General features: G+C 70.7%; 19 protein-coding genes. 11 read left to right on the forward strand and 8 right to left on the reverse strand.

Features of this window, described 5'->3' with window-relative positions:
- The first annotated feature begins 80 nt into the window (after nt 1–80).
- Nucleotides 81–470 carry a hypothetical protein gene (locus ACYQ1K_RS12930; RefSeq protein ID WP_459983403.1) on the forward strand — a complete coding sequence of 130 codons (390 nt, stop codon included), beginning with the start codon at nt 81–83 and terminating at the stop codon, nt 468–470.
- Nucleotides 467–1,819 (forward strand): hypothetical protein, encoded by a 1,353-nt coding sequence (locus ACYQ1K_RS12935; RefSeq protein WP_459983404.1) that lies wholly within the window; start codon nt 467–469, stop codon nt 1,817–1,819. The genes ACYQ1K_RS12930 and ACYQ1K_RS12935 overlap by 4 nt, the downstream gene beginning before the upstream one ends.
- Nucleotides 1,820–1,862: 43 nt before the next feature.
- Here the strand turns inward: ACYQ1K_RS12935 and ACYQ1K_RS12940 are convergent, their stop codons facing one another.
- Together ACYQ1K_RS12940 and ACYQ1K_RS12945 are read right to left on the reverse strand one after the other, a co-directional pair.
- The gene (locus ACYQ1K_RS12940) at nt 1,863–2,042 is read right to left on the reverse strand and encodes a hypothetical protein (protein WP_459983405.1); all 180 of its coding nucleotides are present in this window, start codon (nt 2,040–2,042) and stop codon (nt 1,863–1,865) included.
- Nucleotides 2,039–2,644: an NAD-dependent epimerase/dehydratase family protein gene (locus tag ACYQ1K_RS12945; RefSeq protein ID WP_459983406.1), complete on the reverse strand. Its 606-nt coding sequence runs from the start codon at nt 2,642–2,644 to the stop codon at nt 2,039–2,041. The genes ACYQ1K_RS12940 and ACYQ1K_RS12945 overlap by 4 nt, the downstream gene beginning before the upstream one ends.
- A 135-nt stretch (nt 2,645–2,779) precedes the next feature.
- On the opposite strand from ACYQ1K_RS12945, the gene ACYQ1K_RS12950 reads away from it, so the two are divergent.
- Nucleotides 2,780–3,016 carry a helix-turn-helix domain-containing protein gene (locus ACYQ1K_RS12950; protein WP_459983407.1) on the forward strand — a complete coding sequence of 79 codons (237 nt, stop codon included), beginning with the start codon at nt 2,780–2,782 and terminating at the stop codon, nt 3,014–3,016.
- On the opposite strand, the gene ACYQ1K_RS12955 is transcribed toward ACYQ1K_RS12950, so the two are convergent.
- From ACYQ1K_RS12955 to sigE, 3 genes are read right to left on the reverse strand one after another with little or no spacing between them, the layout of a single operon-like run.
- The gene (locus ACYQ1K_RS12955) at nt 3,013–4,299 is read right to left on the reverse strand and encodes a S1C family serine protease (protein ID WP_459983408.1); all 1,287 of its coding nucleotides are present in this window, start codon (nt 4,297–4,299) and stop codon (nt 3,013–3,015) included. The two genes, ACYQ1K_RS12950 and ACYQ1K_RS12955, sit on opposite strands and share 4 nt — an antisense overlap.
- A gap of 49 nt (nt 4,300–4,348) precedes the next feature.
- A complete protein-coding gene (locus ACYQ1K_RS12960) occupies nt 4,349–4,801 on the reverse strand; it encodes an anti-sigma factor (protein WP_459983409.1) in 453 nt (150 codons plus the stop codon).
- Nucleotides 4,798–5,391: an RNA polymerase sigma factor SigE gene (gene sigE, locus ACYQ1K_RS12965; RefSeq protein WP_459983410.1), complete on the reverse strand. Its 594-nt coding sequence runs from the start codon at nt 5,389–5,391 to the stop codon at nt 4,798–4,800. The genes ACYQ1K_RS12960 and sigE overlap by 4 nt, the downstream gene beginning before the upstream one ends.
- Nucleotides 5,392–5,542: 151 nt before the next feature.
- On the opposite strand from sigE, the gene ACYQ1K_RS12970 reads away from it, so the two are divergent.
- The 8 genes from ACYQ1K_RS12970 to ACYQ1K_RS13005 all read left to right on the forward strand — a co-directional run bounded on the left by ACYQ1K_RS12970 (nt 5,543) and on the right by ACYQ1K_RS13005 (nt 11,669).
- Entirely contained in the window at nt 5,543–6,202 is a 660-nt protein-coding gene (locus ACYQ1K_RS12970; protein ID WP_459983411.1) for an O-methyltransferase, read from the forward strand.
- A gap of 210 nt (nt 6,203–6,412) precedes the next feature.
- On the forward strand, nt 6,413–7,501 hold the full coding sequence (gene dapE / locus ACYQ1K_RS12975; RefSeq protein WP_459983412.1) for a succinyl-diaminopimelate desuccinylase: 1,089 nt from the start codon (nt 6,413–6,415) through the stop codon (nt 7,499–7,501).
- Between the two features lie 13 nt (nt 7,502–7,514).
- Nucleotides 7,515–8,240: an LOG family protein gene (locus ACYQ1K_RS12980; protein WP_459983413.1), complete on the forward strand. Its 726-nt coding sequence runs from the start codon at nt 7,515–7,517 to the stop codon at nt 8,238–8,240.
- On the forward strand, nt 8,237–8,683 hold the full coding sequence (locus ACYQ1K_RS12985; protein WP_459983414.1) for a DivIVA domain-containing protein: 447 nt from the start codon (nt 8,237–8,239) through the stop codon (nt 8,681–8,683). The genes ACYQ1K_RS12980 and ACYQ1K_RS12985 overlap by 4 nt, the downstream gene beginning before the upstream one ends.
- A 14-nt stretch (nt 8,684–8,697) precedes the next feature.
- On the forward strand, nt 8,698–9,108 hold the full coding sequence (locus ACYQ1K_RS12990) for a hypothetical protein (RefSeq protein ID WP_459983415.1): 411 nt from the start codon (nt 8,698–8,700) through the stop codon (nt 9,106–9,108).
- Between the two features lie 12 nt (nt 9,109–9,120).
- Nucleotides 9,121–9,867, forward strand: a complete 747-nt coding sequence (locus tag ACYQ1K_RS12995; protein ID WP_459983416.1) for a M14 family zinc carboxypeptidase — start codon at nt 9,121–9,123, stop codon at nt 9,865–9,867.
- Nucleotides 9,868–9,955: 88 nt separating this feature from the next.
- Entirely contained in the window at nt 9,956–10,123 is a 168-nt protein-coding gene (locus ACYQ1K_RS13000; RefSeq protein WP_082599809.1) for a DUF3117 domain-containing protein, read from the forward strand.
- The gene (locus tag ACYQ1K_RS13005; protein WP_459983417.1) at nt 10,110–11,669 is read left to right on the forward strand and encodes a leucyl aminopeptidase family protein; all 1,560 of its coding nucleotides are present in this window, start codon (nt 10,110–10,112) and stop codon (nt 11,667–11,669) included. Before ACYQ1K_RS13000 ends, ACYQ1K_RS13005 begins: the two co-directional genes overlap by 14 nt.
- Before the next feature lie 92 nt (nt 11,670–11,761).
- On the opposite strand, the gene ACYQ1K_RS13010 is transcribed toward ACYQ1K_RS13005, so the two are convergent.
- The 3 genes from ACYQ1K_RS13010 to ileS are packed head-to-tail and all read right to left on the reverse strand — an operon-like array spanning nt 11,762 to nt 16,076.
- Nucleotides 11,762–12,058 carry an AzlD domain-containing protein gene (locus ACYQ1K_RS13010; protein ID WP_459983418.1) on the reverse strand — a complete coding sequence of 99 codons (297 nt, stop codon included), beginning with the start codon at nt 12,056–12,058 and terminating at the stop codon, nt 11,762–11,764.
- Nucleotides 12,055–12,774 (reverse strand): AzlC family ABC transporter permease, encoded by a 720-nt coding sequence (locus tag ACYQ1K_RS13015; protein ID WP_459983419.1) that lies wholly within the window; start codon nt 12,772–12,774, stop codon nt 12,055–12,057. The genes ACYQ1K_RS13010 and ACYQ1K_RS13015 overlap by 4 nt, the downstream gene beginning before the upstream one ends.
- Nucleotides 12,774–16,076, reverse strand: coding sequence for an isoleucine--tRNA ligase (ileS, locus tag ACYQ1K_RS13020; protein ID WP_459983420.1), 3,303 nt, complete (start codon nt 16,074–16,076; stop codon nt 12,774–12,776). Before ileS ends, ACYQ1K_RS13015 begins: the two co-directional genes overlap by 1 nt.
- Between the last annotated feature and the right edge of the window lie 179 nt (nt 16,077–16,255).

The following is a 16,255-nucleotide window of genomic DNA, read 5'->3' on the forward strand; positions in this document are numbered from 1 at the left end:
CGTGCGATTCTTCCAGAGGTACGACGGGCGTGGACCGCCCGTCGTCTTCCGTGTGTCGAACACAGATGAGAGAGGCCCTGATGCGCACGCTGCGCCACCTCGCGCCCCGGTTGATCGCCCTGATCGCCTTCGTCCTCGTCGGGGGCCTGACGCTGACCGCGTGCGGCAGCGGGAGCGACAGCGGGTCGGCCGCCTCGGACAAGCAGACGAAGACGATCGACATCACGTTCGCGGGCAAGAGCGTGACTCCGAACGGGGAGCGCGTCGAGGTCGCCATCGGCCAGCCGATCAAGTTCGTCGTCAAGGCCGACGCCGCCGGCGAGATCCACGTCCACTCCGACCCGGAGAAGCAGCTCCCGTATGAGAAGGGGACCACGATCCTCGACCTCGGCAGCTTCGACAAGGCCGGCATCATCGAAGTCGAGTCGCACGCGCTGGAGAAGACGATCGTCCAGCTCGAGGTCAAGTGACCTCTCTTGCCCCGACCGTGATCTCCGCGCACGGGATCGGCGGCGCGCGCGACCTCCCGATCTCGCCGGAGCTGGCGATCGCGGGCGCCGTGGCGGCGCTGACCGTCTCCTTCACCGTCCTCGCGATCGCCTGGCGCACGCCGCGCTACGACGCGGCGAGCTCCGGCCGGCCCGCGCCGGCGTGGATCGCGGGTGTGGTCGACGCGACATGGTGGCGCCTGCTCTGGCGGATCGTCGGCTTCCTCGTCTTCCTCTACACCGTGATGGTGGCGGTCCTCGGCAAGGACCTCCTGACCAACCCGCTCTTCGGGATCTTCTACGTGTGGTGGTGGGTCGCGCTCGTCCCGCTGTCGCTCTTCTTCGGACGGGTGTGGCGGGCGATCAGCCCGGTCCGCACGATCAACCTGCTGTTCGCGAAGCTGACGGGTGGAGACCCCGAGAAGGGCCTCTACGCCTACCCGGAGAGGCTCGGCCACTGGCCCGCGGCCGTCGGCCTCTACGCGTTCGTGTGGATGGAGCTGGTCTACCCCTACTCCACCGAGCTCGGACCCGTTCGCCTGTGGTGCGCCCTCTATGTCGCGCTCATGCTCGTCGGCGGGGCGCTCTTCGGCAACGGCTTCTACGAGCGAGCCGACCCGTTCGAGGTGTACAGCTCTCTCGTCGCCAAGCTGTCGATCTGGGGCCGGCGCGACGGTGCGCTCCTCCTCCGCTCGCCGCTCGCCAACCTGGACTCGGTGACGGTGCGGCCGGGGCTCGTCGCGGTCACAGCGGTGCTGTTCGGGTCGACGGCCTTCGACTCGTTCAAGGACTCGGCGCACTGGCTGCGGTTCTTCCAGGGCAGCGACTTCATCAACAGCCACGGCTGGGCGCCCACCTTCGCCAACAACCTCGCGCTGCTCGGCTTCTGCCTGGCGGTCGGCGCCGTCTTCTCGGTGGGCACCATGCTGACCGGCGTGGAGCCCGGGTTCAGCCGACGCAGCCTGCCCGGCCTGTTCGCCCACTCGATCGTGCCGATCATCGTGGGCTACATCGTCGCCCACTATCTCTCCTACCTGCTCGAGGCGGGCGAGGCGACACTCATCAAGGTGAGCGACCCGTTCTCGAACGGGTCGAACTGGTTCGGGACGGCCAACTGGAAGGTGGACTACTACTTCGCCTACCACCCGACGCTGCTGGCGAACCTCAAGGTCCTCTCGGTGGTGATCGGCCACGTGGTCGGCGTCATCGCCGCGCACGATCGGGCGATCAAGCTGCTGCCGCGCCGCCACCAGCTCACCGGCCAGCTTCCCTTGCTGTTCACGATGATCGCGTTCACGGTCGGCGGCCTCTGGCTGCTCTTCTCTGCCTGAGCGCTGGGCGCTTCGCCCTGGGCCGCTCCGCCCTGGGCGCCCCTCAGGACGCCAGCGGCGGGGTGTCGAGCGGCTGTGGATGCGCCAGCCCCTCGCGCAGCTGGGTGAGCGCCTCGGTCGCCGTACGCAGCGGACGCCAGCCGAGCTCCCGACTGGCCCTGTCGCAGGACATGATCGGCATCTGCAGGAGGTAGTCGAGCAGCTCCGGCGGCGCCGGGATCATTCGGGCGAACCACGCCGCCGCGGCGAGCCGACAAGCCGACCGGGGACCTTGCGTCCGCCGAAGATCCGCTTCTGCTCCGGCGACGACGGCGTCTTGAACATGAAGGCCGGCCGCATCCGCACGACCCGGACGGCCGGCTCCGACTGCTGGAACCCGTCGAGCATGCGCTCGACGTACGCCTTCTCACGGGTGTAGGGCGCTGGTGACCACCCGTGCGTCGGCCAGGACTCGTCGATGCGCTCGGCCTTGCTGCCTGGGGAGTAGGCCCCCACCGAGGAGGCGACGACCAGGGCCGGGACACCCGCCCCTGCCACGGCGTCGAGCACGCGGCCGGTGCCGTGGATGTTGACGCCCCAGGTGACCTCGGGGTGCCGCTGCGGCTGGAACGCCCAGGCCGCGTGCACGACGGCATCGGCGCCGACGAAGAGGTCGACCAGGTCGTCGTGCCGGATGTCAGCGGTGTGCCACTCGACGCCGCCGGGCTGCCACTTCGGCATCCGGCGGGCGATGCCCACCACCTCGTCGACGTCCGGGCGAGCGGCGAGCTCGGCCACGACGCTGGTCCCGACGTTCCCTGTCGCTCCGGTCACCACGATGCGCATTCCTGGCACGTACCCCGGCCCACCGTCAGCATGCGGAGCGCGTTCGCCGCGGCCGACGGCACGCGAGCCTACGATTCCTGCGACAACCCGGCAGGCGGACGACGCGCTGGTGTCCGGGATGGGATCATGGTCGGCATGCCGGAGAGTCCCCGCTTCCTGACGCTCACCGACGTCGCGGAGCTGCTCAACACCTCGAGCGCCCAGGTCTACGCCCTGGTGCGCCGCGGCGAGCTTCCGGCGATCAAGCTGGGCGGTCGAGGTCAGTGGCGGATCGAGGCCACCAAGCTCGAGGAGTTCATCCAGCAGCTCTACCGCGAGACCGAGGAGTTCGTCTCCGAGCACCCCTTCGTCGACTCGGAGAGCGAGAGCTAGCCCACCTCGCCCGCTAGGGTGATCTTGACGTCGCGGTCCTTCCCGGCGTGGCTGACCCGGAAGGTCACCGTCTCGCCCGGCACGTGCGTCCGGATCGCGACGATCAGGCCGATGCCGTCGCTGACCCGGTGACCGTCGACCGCCGTCACGATGTCGCCCTTCTCGAGACCGGCCTTGGCCGCCGGCGTGCCGCCGTCCACAGAGCTGATCTCGGCGCCGTCGGTCGACTGGTCTCCGGTCTGCACCTTGGCGCCGATGATCGGATAGCGAGCCTTGCCCGTCTGGAGGATCTGCGCGGCCGTGGTGCGGACCTGCTCGATGGGGATGGCGAAGCCGACCCCGATGCTGCCGGCCTCGTCCTGGATGCCGCCGGTCGTCGCGATCGCCGAGTTCACGCCGACGACCTGGCCGAGGAGGTTCACGAGCGGACCGCCCGAGTTGCCGGGATTGATCGCGGCGTCGGTCTGGACGGCGTCGATGTAGGAGGTGTCGTCGGCGGAGTCCCCGGTCGTGACCGGGCGGTCCAGCGCGCTGACGATGCCGGCGGTGACCGTCTGGCTCAGCCCGAGCGGCGAGCCGATGGCCACGACCTGCTCACCGACGCGCAGCGCCTTGGCTGCGCCGAGCGAGGCAGGCTTGAGCCCCTTGGCCCCCGGCGCACTGATGACCGCCAGGTCGTAGACAGGGCTGCGCCCGACGATGTCGGCCCTGGTGCGCCGGCCGTCGGCGGCGACGACCCAGATCGGCCCGTCGTCCTTGGCGGCGTCGGCCACGACGTGGTTGTTCGTGACGATGTGACCGGCGCCGTCGAGCACGAAGCCGGAGCCGGTCGCGCCGTTCTCCTTGCCGGCGTACTCCGCCTGGATCTGCACCGTCGAGGGCAGGAGCGCGCTCGCGACGTTGACGACGCTCGCGTCGCCGGGCTTGATCGGCGCCTCGTTGACCGTGGTGCCGCCCGACCCGCTCGTGGAGACGTACGTCGGTTCGTCGTGCCCGAAGTGCTCCCACAGCGCCCCGCCGCCGGCACCGCCGAGGACTCCGACGACGAGCGCGAGCACAGCGACCCCGGGCCATAGCCACGCGTTGGGCCGCCGGCCGGTCGTGTTCGACGGCGGATCCGAGGACGGGCCGGGCATCGGCCCGACGCCCAGTGGCTGGGTCAACGGCGGCAACCACGCGTCGCCGGGGTGACTCGGTGGCGGGTACGCCGGCCCCGGGGCCATCGCCGGCCGGTCCCAGCCCAGTGGCTGGGTCGGCTCGCCGCTGGGGTCGTCGTCGCTCACCGCCTCATTCTGTCAGGGCGCCCCAGCCGACGTCTGCGTCACGCCGACGTCACGGGGCAGGTCGGGGTTCGCGGTGCGCCACGGCGACGGTCGTGCCCGCTGCCGCGACCGAGGCCACCGGCATGGGCCGGCCGGTCGTCGGGGCGGAGGCGGGTGCGGCGCCCAGAGCGAGGACGCCCATCACGGCCGCTCCGAGCGCAGTCCCGCCGACCGCGGCCAGGGCCACGTTGCGACGGTGGTGTTCCACCTCCAGGTAGAGCTCGCCGGGGGTGAGCTCGGAAGCGCCGAGCAGGGAGCCCTTGAGCCGGTCGGAGGCGCAGGTCCCGGCATCGTAGGAGAGTCCTGCCACGCGGCGCTTGATCCATCCCTCCCGCTCGACCCGGTCCCGGCAGGCGTGGCACTGCTGCACGTGTGCCCAGGCCCGCTCCGCCTCGTCGGCCGGCAGCTGCCCGTCGAGCAGCGCGCTCGTCCTGTTGCCGAGGTGGCCGCTGAGCAGGCTCATGCTCGCGAGCCCCAACCGAGCACCTTCGGGCCGGAGTAGCGCAGCCGACCGGACTTGGGCGCGCGGTGCGCCAGGGCCTCGCGCAGCATGGCGCGGCCGCGGTGGATGCGTGATCGCACGGTGCCGAGCTTGGCGCCGAGGATCTCGGCGATCTCCTCATACGACAGCCCCTCGACGTCACACAGGACGACCGCCGCCCGGAAGTCCGGCGGCAGCGCCTGCAGCGCCCGCTCGACGTCATCGTCGAAGCGCTGCTCGGTGTAGGCCAGATCCGGCGTCGGCTGGCTGCTGCTCAAGCGGTCGGCCCGCTCGTCGGAGAGCGCGTCGAACCGGATCCGCTGCTTGCGACGGGCCTGGTCGAGGAACAGGTTGGTCGTGATCCGATGCAGCCAGCCCTCGAAGGTCCCAGGCGTGTAGGAGTCCAGGGAGCGGAAGACCCGGACGAAGACCTCCTGGGTGAGGTCCTCGGCGTCGTGCGGGTTGCCCGTCAGGCGGTAGGCCAGCCGGTAGACGCGGTCCGAGTGCTGCTCGACGATCTCGTCCCAGGTCGGCACGCCTGCCACCTGTTCGACCGTCGTCTGGTCACCCATGCGGGTCGCTCCTCCTCGTTGCGGGGGCTTCAGGCTAGGGCCCCATCCTGAGTGCAGCCTGTGAGCCCTCGGGCACGCTGTGTCCTGTCCAACGCCGGCCGCAGGGGTTTCGTTCCCCCGCCGCGAAGCGGGGCCACGTTAAGTTTCTCCCGTGAGCACTCAGTCGACCGTCGCCCCCGTGTCCGCGCAGAGCTGGACCTACGCCGAGCAGTTCGTCGGCGAAGATGCGATCCTCGAGACGGCGCGAGCGCGCGCGGCGGAGGTCGGCGTCGTCGCGATCGGGCCCGGGGGCGGGGCCGCGCTTCGCTTCCTGGCCTCGGTGCTCGACGCCCGCGCCGTCGTCGAGGTGGGCACCGGGACCGGTGTCTCCGGTCTGTGGCTGCTGCGCGGCATGCGGGCCGACGGCGTGCTGACGACGGTCGACATCGAGACCGAGCACCAGCGGCTCGCCCGCCAGACGTTCTCCGAGGCCGGCATCCCGACACAGCGCGCCCGCACCATCTCCGGCGCCGCCCTCGACGTCCTCCCCCGCCTGACCGACGGGCACTACGACCTCGTCTTCCTCGACGGCGACAAGCGGGAGTACGGCGACTATCTGACCGAGGCGCTGCGCCTCCTGCGCCCCGGCGGCGTCGTCGCCTTCGACAACGCGCTGTGGCACGACCGGGTCGCGGACCCGGCGCGACGCGACGAGGAGACCACCGTCATCCGCGACCTCGGCCGCACCGTCGCCGCGCACGAAGGGCTCGTCCCCGTGCTGCTCCCCGTCGGCGACGGGCTCCTCGTGGCAAAGAAAGAATGGACGCCGTAACATTTGCGCCTCCGCTTCGCTTCGGCGCGTGCCGTGGCGCTCGTAACCCCCGCCTTCCCTCCCTCCGCTCGGTCGTTCCTCCCTCGCTTCACTCAGTCCAGGTGGGGGCGCGCCACGGCGTCGGGGGTGCCCTGTCTCGCATGTGCTCGCCGGGTGACGCCGAGGGCACAGTCCGACGGGACGCCCATGGCAGTCTGGGAGACTGGCGAGATGACACCTGGCGACATCGCGCCTGACCACGTGCTCGATCTCTCCGCGGACGTCGTCACCCTGACCCGCCAGCTGGTCGACATCGAGTCGGTCAGCGGCAACGAGGGGCCGATCGCGGACGCCGTCGAGAGTGCGCTGCGGGCGCTTCCGCACCTGACCGTGGAGCGGTTCGGCGACACGATCGTCGCTCGCACGTCGTTCGGGCTGAGTGAGCGCGTCGTGCTGGCCGGTCACCTCGACACCGTCCCCGTCAACGACAACCTGCCGAGCCGGCTCGAGGACGGCGTCCTGCACGGCCTCGGGACCTGCGACATGAAGGGCGGCGACGCCGTCATCCTGCGCCTGGCCGCGACCTTGGAGCAGCCCGCACGCGACGTGACCTTCGTGCTCTATGAGTGCGAGGAGGTCGACGCGGCGCGCAACGGTCTCAACCGGCTGTCTCAGTCGCGTCCCGACCTGCTCACCGCCGACTTCGCGATCCTCATGGAGCCGTCGAACGCGGGCGTCGAGGCCGGCTGCCAGGGCACGCTGCGGGTGGAGGTGCGCACGCGCGGCGAGCGGGCGCACTCGGCGCGCAGCTGGATGGGCTCCAACGCGATCCACGCGGCCGGCGAGATCCTGCGCCGGCTCGACGGCTACGAGGCTCGCCGCCCGGTGATCGACGGGCTCACCTACCACGAGGGCCTCAACGCCGTCATGATCTCGGGGGGCGTGGCGGGCAACGTCATCCCGGACGAGTGCGTGGTCACCGTCAACCACCGCTTCGCACCCGACCGCACCGAGGACGAGGCGCTCGCCTTCGTCCGCGACTTCTTCGACGGCTTCGACCTCACCGTGACCGACTCTGCCCCCGGGGCGCTGCCCGGACTGGAGCGGCCCGCGGCCAAGGCGTTCGTCGACGCGGTCGGCGGCGACGTCGGGCCGAAGTTCGGGTGGACCGACGTCGCCCGGTTCACCGCGCTCGGCGTGCCAGCGGTCAACTTCGGGCCCGGTGACCCGACGTTCGCCCACAAGCAGGACGAACACGTGGCAGTGTCGGAGATCGAACGGTGCGAGCGGGTGCTCCACGCCTGGCTCGCTCGCGACTAGGGACAGGACGCAGATGACGAGACGAAGCAGCGGCGGTCCGCGACCCACCGAGGAGCGGCCGGAGGGCAGCACCAACGACCAGCGCCTGCTCGACAGCCGCGGCACCGGCGACTGGGTGCACACCGATCCCTGGCGGGTGCTCAAGATCCAGGCGGAGTTCGTCGAGGGGTTCAACGACCTGGCCGAGATCGGTCCCGCCATCTCCGTCTTCGGGTCCGCGCGGACCCCGTCGGACAACCCGTCGTACGCCCTGGGGGTGAAGGTCGGCGCGGCGCTCGCCGACGCCGGCTTCGCGGTCATCACCGGGGGCGGACCCGGTGCGATGGAGGCGGCCAACAAGGGCGCGGCCGAGGCTGGCGGTCAGAGCATCGGGCTCGGCATCGAGCTGCCCTGGGAGTCCAGCCTCAACCCCTATGTCACCTTCGGTCTCAACTTCCGCTATTTCTTCGTGCGCAAGACGATGTTCGTCAAGTACGCCCAGGGCTACGTCGTGCTGCCCGGCGGCCTCGGCACGCTCGACGAGCTGTTCGAGGCGATGACGCTCGTCCAGACACAGAAGATCACCCAGTTCCCGATCGTGCTCATGGGCGCCGAGCATTGGCAGGGGCTGATCGACTGGATGCAGCAGACGATGCTCTCCGACGCGCGCATCAAGGAGAGCGACATCGCAATGTTGACCCTGACCGACGACGTCGACGAGATGGTCGAGCTGATGGTGAAGGCGCGAGACGCCCGATGATGTGGCTGTTCGCGATCGTGGTCGTCGTGGTCCTCGGCGGCGTGGCGGCGGTCGCCGGCGGGCGGGGCGAGCCGATGGCACCGGCCTACGACGACCGCCCCGACACCCTCGTGCCGGCCGACCGTCCGTTGACGGCCGCCGACCTGCGCAAGGTGCGCTTCTCGGTGGCGTTGCGCGGCTACCGGATGTCGGAGGTGGACGCCCTCCTGAGCCGCCTCGGCGCCGAGCTCCAGGCCGCCGGCGGGCCCACCGGGCCGACCGACGGGATGACCGACGGGATGACCGACGGGGTCACGGACCGCACCACGACTGCGACGGACCACGAGGGCGCGGGCGATGCCGACCAACCGGCGCCGGAGCATGCGCCCGAGCGGGAGTCGGGGCACGAGTCGGGGGCACGGTCCGAGCCCGCACCCCGTCTTGTCGACCCGCCGCCGGCATAGGAGCATGACGCCTCGTGTCTCAGATCGTCGCGTACGTCCTCACCGCCCTGGGGGCGCTCGCCGTGCTGCTCACCCGGCTCCGGCTGCGTCACTCGCACGCCGGGTGGCCGCTCGCAGTGCACACCGTGGCGGGCGTGGTCGCTGTGGTGCTCTGGCTGCTCTTCCTCGTCTTCCCGAATGACTCCTTCTTCGGCGGCTCCCTGATGGGCGTGATCGCGCTCGCGTTCTGGTGGGTGGTCACCGCAACGGGCCTGATCCTGCTGGCCCGCTGGATGCCGAGCCGCAGCCGTGGCAAACGGGCCGCCACCACCGTGTCCGCTGCCGACTCCTGGACCGGCAGCCCGTGGCTCTCGATGCTCGCCCATCTCGGGATGCTCCTCGGCGTCTCGTGGTTCACGTGGGCCTACGCGACGAGCGCGATCTGAGAGGAGCCTGCCGTGCGCCGTGCCGCCCTTGCCCTGTTGGTGATCCTCCCCCTCCTCGTCGCGCCCTGGCCCGCCGGCGCGACCCGAGCCGCTGCCACGGCCTCGGCGCGTCGGCCGGCGGTGATCGGGGTGAGCGTCATCGGCCACTCCGTGCAGGGACGCCCGATCCGCGCCTGGCATCTCGGGACGCCGGGTGCCACCAAGGTCGTGCTGATCGCGACGATGCACGGCGACGAGACGAGGGTCGCCGACATCCTCACCTCGTTGCGCGACGGCCGTCCGGTGAGCGGCGTCGACCTGTGGGTCGTGCCGACGTACAACCCCGACGGCAAGGCGCGACACCGCCGGCAGAACGCCCACGGCGTGGACCTCAACCGCAACTACCCGACGTCGTGGCGCCGAGCGAAGGGTCGCTTCGACTCCGGCAGCAAGCCGGCGTCCGAGCCGGAGACCCGCGCGATGATGGGGTTCCTCCGGCGGGTTCGACCGGCGTACGTCGTCAGCTTCCACCAGCCCCTTCACGGCGTGGACACGCTCACCAAGAGCCTGGCGCTCTCGCGGCGGCTCGCCCATGCGCTGCAGCTTCCACTCAGGCGGTTCAGCTGCGACGGCGGCTGCCACGGGACCATGACGATGTGGTTCAACAGAACCTTCCGCGGTCAGGCGGTGACCGTGGAGTTCGGCTCGAGGCCGTCGCGTCGGCACCTGCGTGGACCTGTGGCGCGCCGGCTCCTCAGCGTCTTTCACGCCCACCGCTGAACATGCCCGGTGCCCATGAGGGATAATGAGGCCTGCAAACAGTGGATCCAGGGGGTTCCACGTGACGCCACACAGGAAGAGGTGCCGCATGGCGGCGATGAAGCCGCGGACGGGAGACGGTCCGCTGGAGGTCACCAAGGAAGGGCGCGGCATCGTGATGCGCGTGCCCCTCGAGGGTGGTGGCCGCTTGGTGGTCGAACTGAACGCCGACGAGGCCGGCGCCCTCGGTGACGCGCTCAAGGATGTCGTTGGCTGACGCCCCTCTTCTCCCCGAGCAGGTCCGCCCGCCTGCCCTCACTCTCGACGAACGGAACCCCCACACCGTCGCCGGAGCCGACGTCATCGCCCTGCCTGTCCTCCCGGGCGACGCACTGGTCCTCGGACCCGGCGCCGCAGCGCTGAGCGACTCAGAGGACGGGCCTGGCCTCGACCTGCTCGGCGTCCTCGAGGCCGAGCGGGCGACCGGCAAGGCGGGCGAGATCGTGTCGTACGCCGTGCCTGGCGGCGTCCCGGGCAACGACTCGCTGCGTCGGATCCTGCTCGTCGGCGTGGGCGCCCAACGGCCGATCGACTTCCGTCGCGCTGGCGCGGCCCTCGCCCGCGCCACCCGTGACGTCTCGGTCGTCGCGACCACCATCCCGGCGCTCGATCCCGCCGTCGCGCTCGAGCCGTTCGTCGTCGGCGTCACCCTCGCCTCCTTCTCCTTCGACTGGCGTGCGGCGGGCCCGCAGCGTCGGCCCGCCGAGTCGGTGGTGCTGGCCGAGCTCGGGGCGCCGTACGAGCAGGAGCTGGTGCGCGCGACCACCATCGCCGCTGCGGGTTGGCGCTCCCGCTTCCTCGCGACGGTCCCCTCCAACGTCAAGAACCCGGAGTGGCTCGCCCAGCAGGCGGTGACGCTCGGCGCGGACGCGGGGCTGAAAGTCCAGGTCTGGGACGAGAAGCAGCTCGCCGACGAGGGCTTCGGAGGCATCCTCGGCGTCGGCAGCGGCTCAGCCTCACCGCCGCGCCTCATCCGCCTCGACTACACCCCGCCGAAGGCGACGCGGAGGACGCCGACGGTCGCCCTGGTCGGCAAGGGCATCACGTTCGACACCGGCGGCCTCAACCTCAAGCCCGGCAGCTCCATGACGACGATGAAGCGCGACATGACCGGCGGCGCGATCGTCCTGGCCACCATGGCGGCGCTGGCAGACGTCCGTTGCCCCGTGAAGGTGGTCGGCCTCGTCGCAGCCGCGGAGAACGCCGTGTCCGGCTCGTCGATGCGCCCCGGTGACGTGCTGCGTCACTACCCCGGCGACAAGACCGCCCGGACCTCCGAGGTCACCAATACCGACGCTGAGGGGCGGCTGGTGCTCGCCGACGCGATGGCCTACGCCGTCTCGCGGGTCAAGCCCGACGTCCTCGTCGACGTCGCCACGCTCACCGGCGCCATCAAGGTGGCACTGGGTCAGCAGGTGGGCGGCTACTACGCGACCGACGACGTCCTCGCCGCGACCCTGGAAGAAGCGGCCGAGACCACGGGCGAGCCGCTGTGGCGGATGCCGCTGACTGCGTCGTACGAGGACAAGATCTCCTCCACCATCGCCGACGCCGACAACGGCTCGGGCACTCCAGGATCGATCACCGCCGCGCTCTACCTGCAGCACTTCACGGGCGGCCTGCCGTGGGCGCACCTCGACCTGGCCTCTGTGGGCGATGCTCCGGAGGACCGCGACGAGTGGACCAAGGGGCCGACCGGCTGGGGCGCCCGCACGATGCTCACCTGGCTGGGCTCCCCGGATCCGCTCGCGGGGATCATCTGACCCACGGCGAGCGGTCGCAGATGTCCGCGGCTCAGGCCACGAGCGGACTCAGATGCCCGGGGCGCCGTGAACATCTGCGACTGCTCGCCGTCTCAGAGCCTCAACAGGGCCGCGGTCAGAGCGGCGCCCGCGACGACGACCAGGAACGGCGCCCTCAGGAGCAGCAGGACGACGGCCGCGGCCAGCCCGGCCAAACGGGCATCGACGACCAGCCGGTGCCCCTGGGCGAGCACCTGAACGGCGACCAGCGCACCGAGCAGGGCGGGCGGGATGAGGGCCGCGACCCGTTGGGTCAACGGCCGCGTGAGCATGCGGTCGGGGACCGACAGTCCGGCGAGCTTGAGGGCGTAGCAGCCGACGGCCGTCGCGATGATCGCGGTCCAGATCACTCGCGCCCCTGACCTTCCGAGCCGGCTGGCCGTGTGTCGCGGTGTCGGAGGTGGTGCGCCGGCAGCATCAGGCCCACGGCGACCGCGACCACCCCGCCGAGGATGATCGGCAGGCCGGCGGCGGTGAACGGCACGAGCCCCGTGGCGACCGCCGCCCCGACGATCGCCACGATCCGCTGCGGGACCGCCGTCAGCCGCGGCCATAGCAGCGCGAGGAAGGCGGCCCCGACGGCCGCGTCGAGCCCGAAGGTGCGCGGGTCGCCGATCGCGGTGCCCGCGAGTGCCCCGAGGAGCGTCATGAGGTTCCAGAGCACGAAGACCGACCACCCGGTCAGCCGGAAGGCCAGCCGAGCGTCCTCATGGTCGCGCTGGCCCAGCGCCATCGCGGTCGACTCATCGATGACCACCTGCGCGTTGAGGATGCGGCGCCACCCCTGCAGCCGCAGGATCGGCGCCAGACCGATGCCGTAGAAGAGGTTGCGACTGCCCAGCAGCACCGACGTCGCGACGCCCGTGAGCGACGCACCTCCCGCAGCCACCACCCCCACGAACGCGAACTGCGACGCACCGGTGAAGACCAGCAACGACAGCGCGCACGCCTGCCACACGTCGAGGCCCGACGCGGTTGCGAGTGCGCCGAAGGAGACGCCGTACGCACCCGTCGCCACGCCTACGCCCAGCGAGTCCGCCCGAACCGAGCCGCCGGAGAGTGACATCAGGCTCGGGACAGCGTGATCGACGCCACCTCGCCGTCGCTCAGACTGACCTCCGCGTCGGTCGCGCCGGCCACGCCCACGTCGTACGACGTCGCGAGCGTCTCCCGCGCGATCAGCTGCTCGTGCTCGCGAGCCGCTGCCAGTGCGCCCGCCGATCCGCCGATGCTGAGCGAGATCCGGTCGGAGACGTCGAGCCCGGCGTCCTTGCGGGCCTGCTGGACCGCGCGCACCAGGTCACGGGCCAGGCCTTCCGAGGCGAGTTCGGAGGTGACGACGGTGTCGAGCACCACGAAGCCACCACCGGGGAGCATGCCCACCGCCACGTCGTCCGAGGCGGCGCCGGCGACGGTCTCGAGGGTGAACTCCCCCTCGACCAGCGCCAGACCTCCGGAGGTCACCGTGCCGTCCGCCGCGACGGACCAGTCCCCGGTCTTCGAGCCCTGGATCGCCTTCTGCACGTCGCGACCCAGCCGCGGACCGGCCGCGCGTGCGTTCACGCTGAGCTTCTGAGCGACGCCGTACGTCGCCGCCTCCTCGCTGTCCTCATCGAGGAGGCGGACGTGCTTGACGTTGACCTCGTCCGCGACGAGCGACTCGAAGCCGCCGATGCCCCCACCGCCGGTCGGTCCCACGATCGTCAGCTCCGAGAGCGGCAGCCGGTTGCGCAGCTGGCGAGCCTTGCGCAGGGCCGACGTGGCGGAGCAGACGTCGCGCACGGTGTCCATCGCGGCCACGAGCGCGTCGTCACCCGGCAGGTCCTCGGCCGCGGGCCAGTCCGCCAGGTGCACCGACCTCTCGCCGGTGAGCCCCCGCCAGATCTCCTCCGTGGTCAGCGGCAGCAGCGGTGCGACGACCCGGCAGGTGATCTCGAGGACCGTGTAGAGCGTGTCGAACGCGGCCCTGTCGTCGGCCCAGAAGCGGTCGCGTGAGCGTCGGATGTACCAGTTCGTCAGCACGTCGAGGAAGCGCTGCGTCGTCTCGCACGCGTCGGCGATGTGGTAGCCGTCCATGGCCTCGGTCATCGTCGCGACGAACTCGCGCGTCTTGGCGAGGACGTAGCGGTCGAGCGGGTCGTCGGACCAGGTGGACCACGTCGCCTCGATCCCGGAGGCGTTGGCGTAGAGCTGGAAGAAGTACCAGCTGTTCCACAGCGGGATCATCACCTGGCGCACCGAGTCGCGGATGCCCTGCTCGGTGACGACCAGGTTGCCCCCGCGCAGGATCGGCGAGGACATGAGGAACCAGCGCATCGCGTCGGCGCCGTCGCGGTCGAAGACCTCCGAGACGTCCGGATAGTTGCGCAGCGACTTCGACATCTTGTTGCCGTCGCTGCCGAGCACGATGCCGTGGCTGATGCAGGAGGCGAACGCGGGCTTGTCGAAGAGGGAGGTCGCCAGGATGTGCAGTGTGTAGAACCAGCCGCGGGTCTGGCCGATGTACTCGACGATGAAGTCGGCCGGGAAGTGGTGGGCGAACCAGTCCGCGTTCTCGAAGGGCACGTGGTTCTGGGCGAAGCTCATCGAGCCCGAGTCGAACCAGACGTCGAGCACGTCGGCCACGCGGCGCATCGTGGAGCGCCCCGCTCCCTCCGGCCGAGGGTCGTCCGGGTTCGGCCGGGTCAGCTCGTCGACGAAGGGTCGGTGCAGATCGGGGTTGCCGTCCTTGTCGCGCGGCAGCCGGCCGAAGTCGCGCTCGAGCTCCTCGAACGAGCCGTAGACGTCGATGCGGGGGTACGCCGGGTCGTCGCTCTTCCACACCGGGACGGGGCTGCCCCAGAACCGGTTCCGTGTGATCGACCAGTCACGCGCGTTCTCCAGCCACTTGCCGAACTGGCCGTGCTTGATGTGGTCCGGCGTCCAGCTGATCTGCTCGTTCAGCTCGAGCATCCGGTCCTTGAACTTCGTCACCTCGACGAACCACGACGAGACGCCCTTGTAGATCAAGGGCTCCCGACAGCGCCAGCAGTGCGGGTAGGAGTGGTCGTAGGACTCCCGGCGCAGCAGGATCGTGCCCGGGCTGACCGAGCCGCCGGAGCCACCGCGGGTCACGGCCTTGAGGTCGTCCATGATCGGCAGGTTGGCGTCGAAGACCAGCATGCCGGCGTACTCGTCGACGGGGTGGGTGAACCGGCCGTCCTTGCCGACCGGCATCACGGCCTCGATGCCCTCGCGGTCGGTCACCTCCTTGTCGACCTCACCGAACGCGCCGGCGGTGTGGACGACGCCGGTGCCGTCGGTGGTGGTGACCGCGTCGTCCGCAGCCACGACGCGGAAGGCGCCTGTGTGGCCGGCGTAGTAGGAGAACGGCGGCGTGTAGGTGCGGCCGACCAGCTGAGCGCCGGTGTAGCGGCCGAGCACGGTGAACTCGCCGTCGGCGTCGGCCAGCTCGCGGGCGTACGCCGGCAGCCGGGCCTCGGCCAGCAGGTACCGCGCCTTCGTGGCGTCGTCGGAGACACCGGGGACCGGAGCCTCGACGACGACGTAGTCGATGTCGGAGCCGACCATCACCGCGAGGTTCGACGGCAGCGTCCATGGCGTCGTCGTCCAGATGAGGATGTGCGCGCCGTCCAGGACCGGGTCGGCCTGGGCGTCGGGCAGGGCGTCCAGCGCGAACCCGACGGTGACGGCGGGGTCCTGGCGCACCTGGTAGACGTCGTCGTCCATGCGGAGCTCATGGTTGGACAGCGGCGTCTCGTCGTTCCAGCAGTAGGGCAGCACCCGGAAGCCCTCGTAGACCAGGCCCTTGTCGAAGAGGCTCTTGAAGGCCCAGATGACCGACTCCATGAACTCCGGGTTCATGGTCCGGTAGTCGTTGTCGAAGTCGACCCAGCGCGCCTGGCGGGTGACGTAGTCGCGCCACTCGCCGGTGTACTTCAGCACCGAGGCGCGACAGGCCTCGTTGAACGTGTCGATCCCCATCTCGAGGATCTCGTCCGTGGTCTTGATCCCGGCCAGGCGCATCGCCTCGAGCTCCGCGGGCAGGCCATGGGTGTCCCAGCCGAAGCGCCGCTCGACGCGCTTGCCGCGCATGGTCTGGTAGCGCGGGACGATGTCCTTGACGTAGCCGGTCAGCAGGTGACCGTAGTGCGGCAGGCCGTTGGCGAACGGCGGACCGTCGTAGAAGACGAACTCGTTCTCCCCGTTCTCGCCCGGGTCCCGGCTCTCGATGCTCGCCTGGAACGTCTTGTCCTCGGCCCAGTAGGCGAGGATGCGCTCCTCGATGCCCGGGAAGCGGGGGCTCGCGGGCACGCCCTTCTGGTCAGGCGCTGCGGTTGGGTCGGTGGTGACCTTCGGGTAGGTCATCGGCTCAGGCTCCTGCGGTCGTCTCGGGTTCGTCGGTCGAGCTTGTCGAAACCACGAGGACGATCTGGCGACCGCGGTACCACCCCGCTTGCTCCCCCAGGGTCGGGGAACCACTCGTTGTCGGCTGTGACGGGCCTACCCGCCGGGTTCTACTCCTTCTCGTTGGTCGAGCAGGTCGC

This window comes from Nocardioides sp. AN3 (assembly GCF_054653495.1).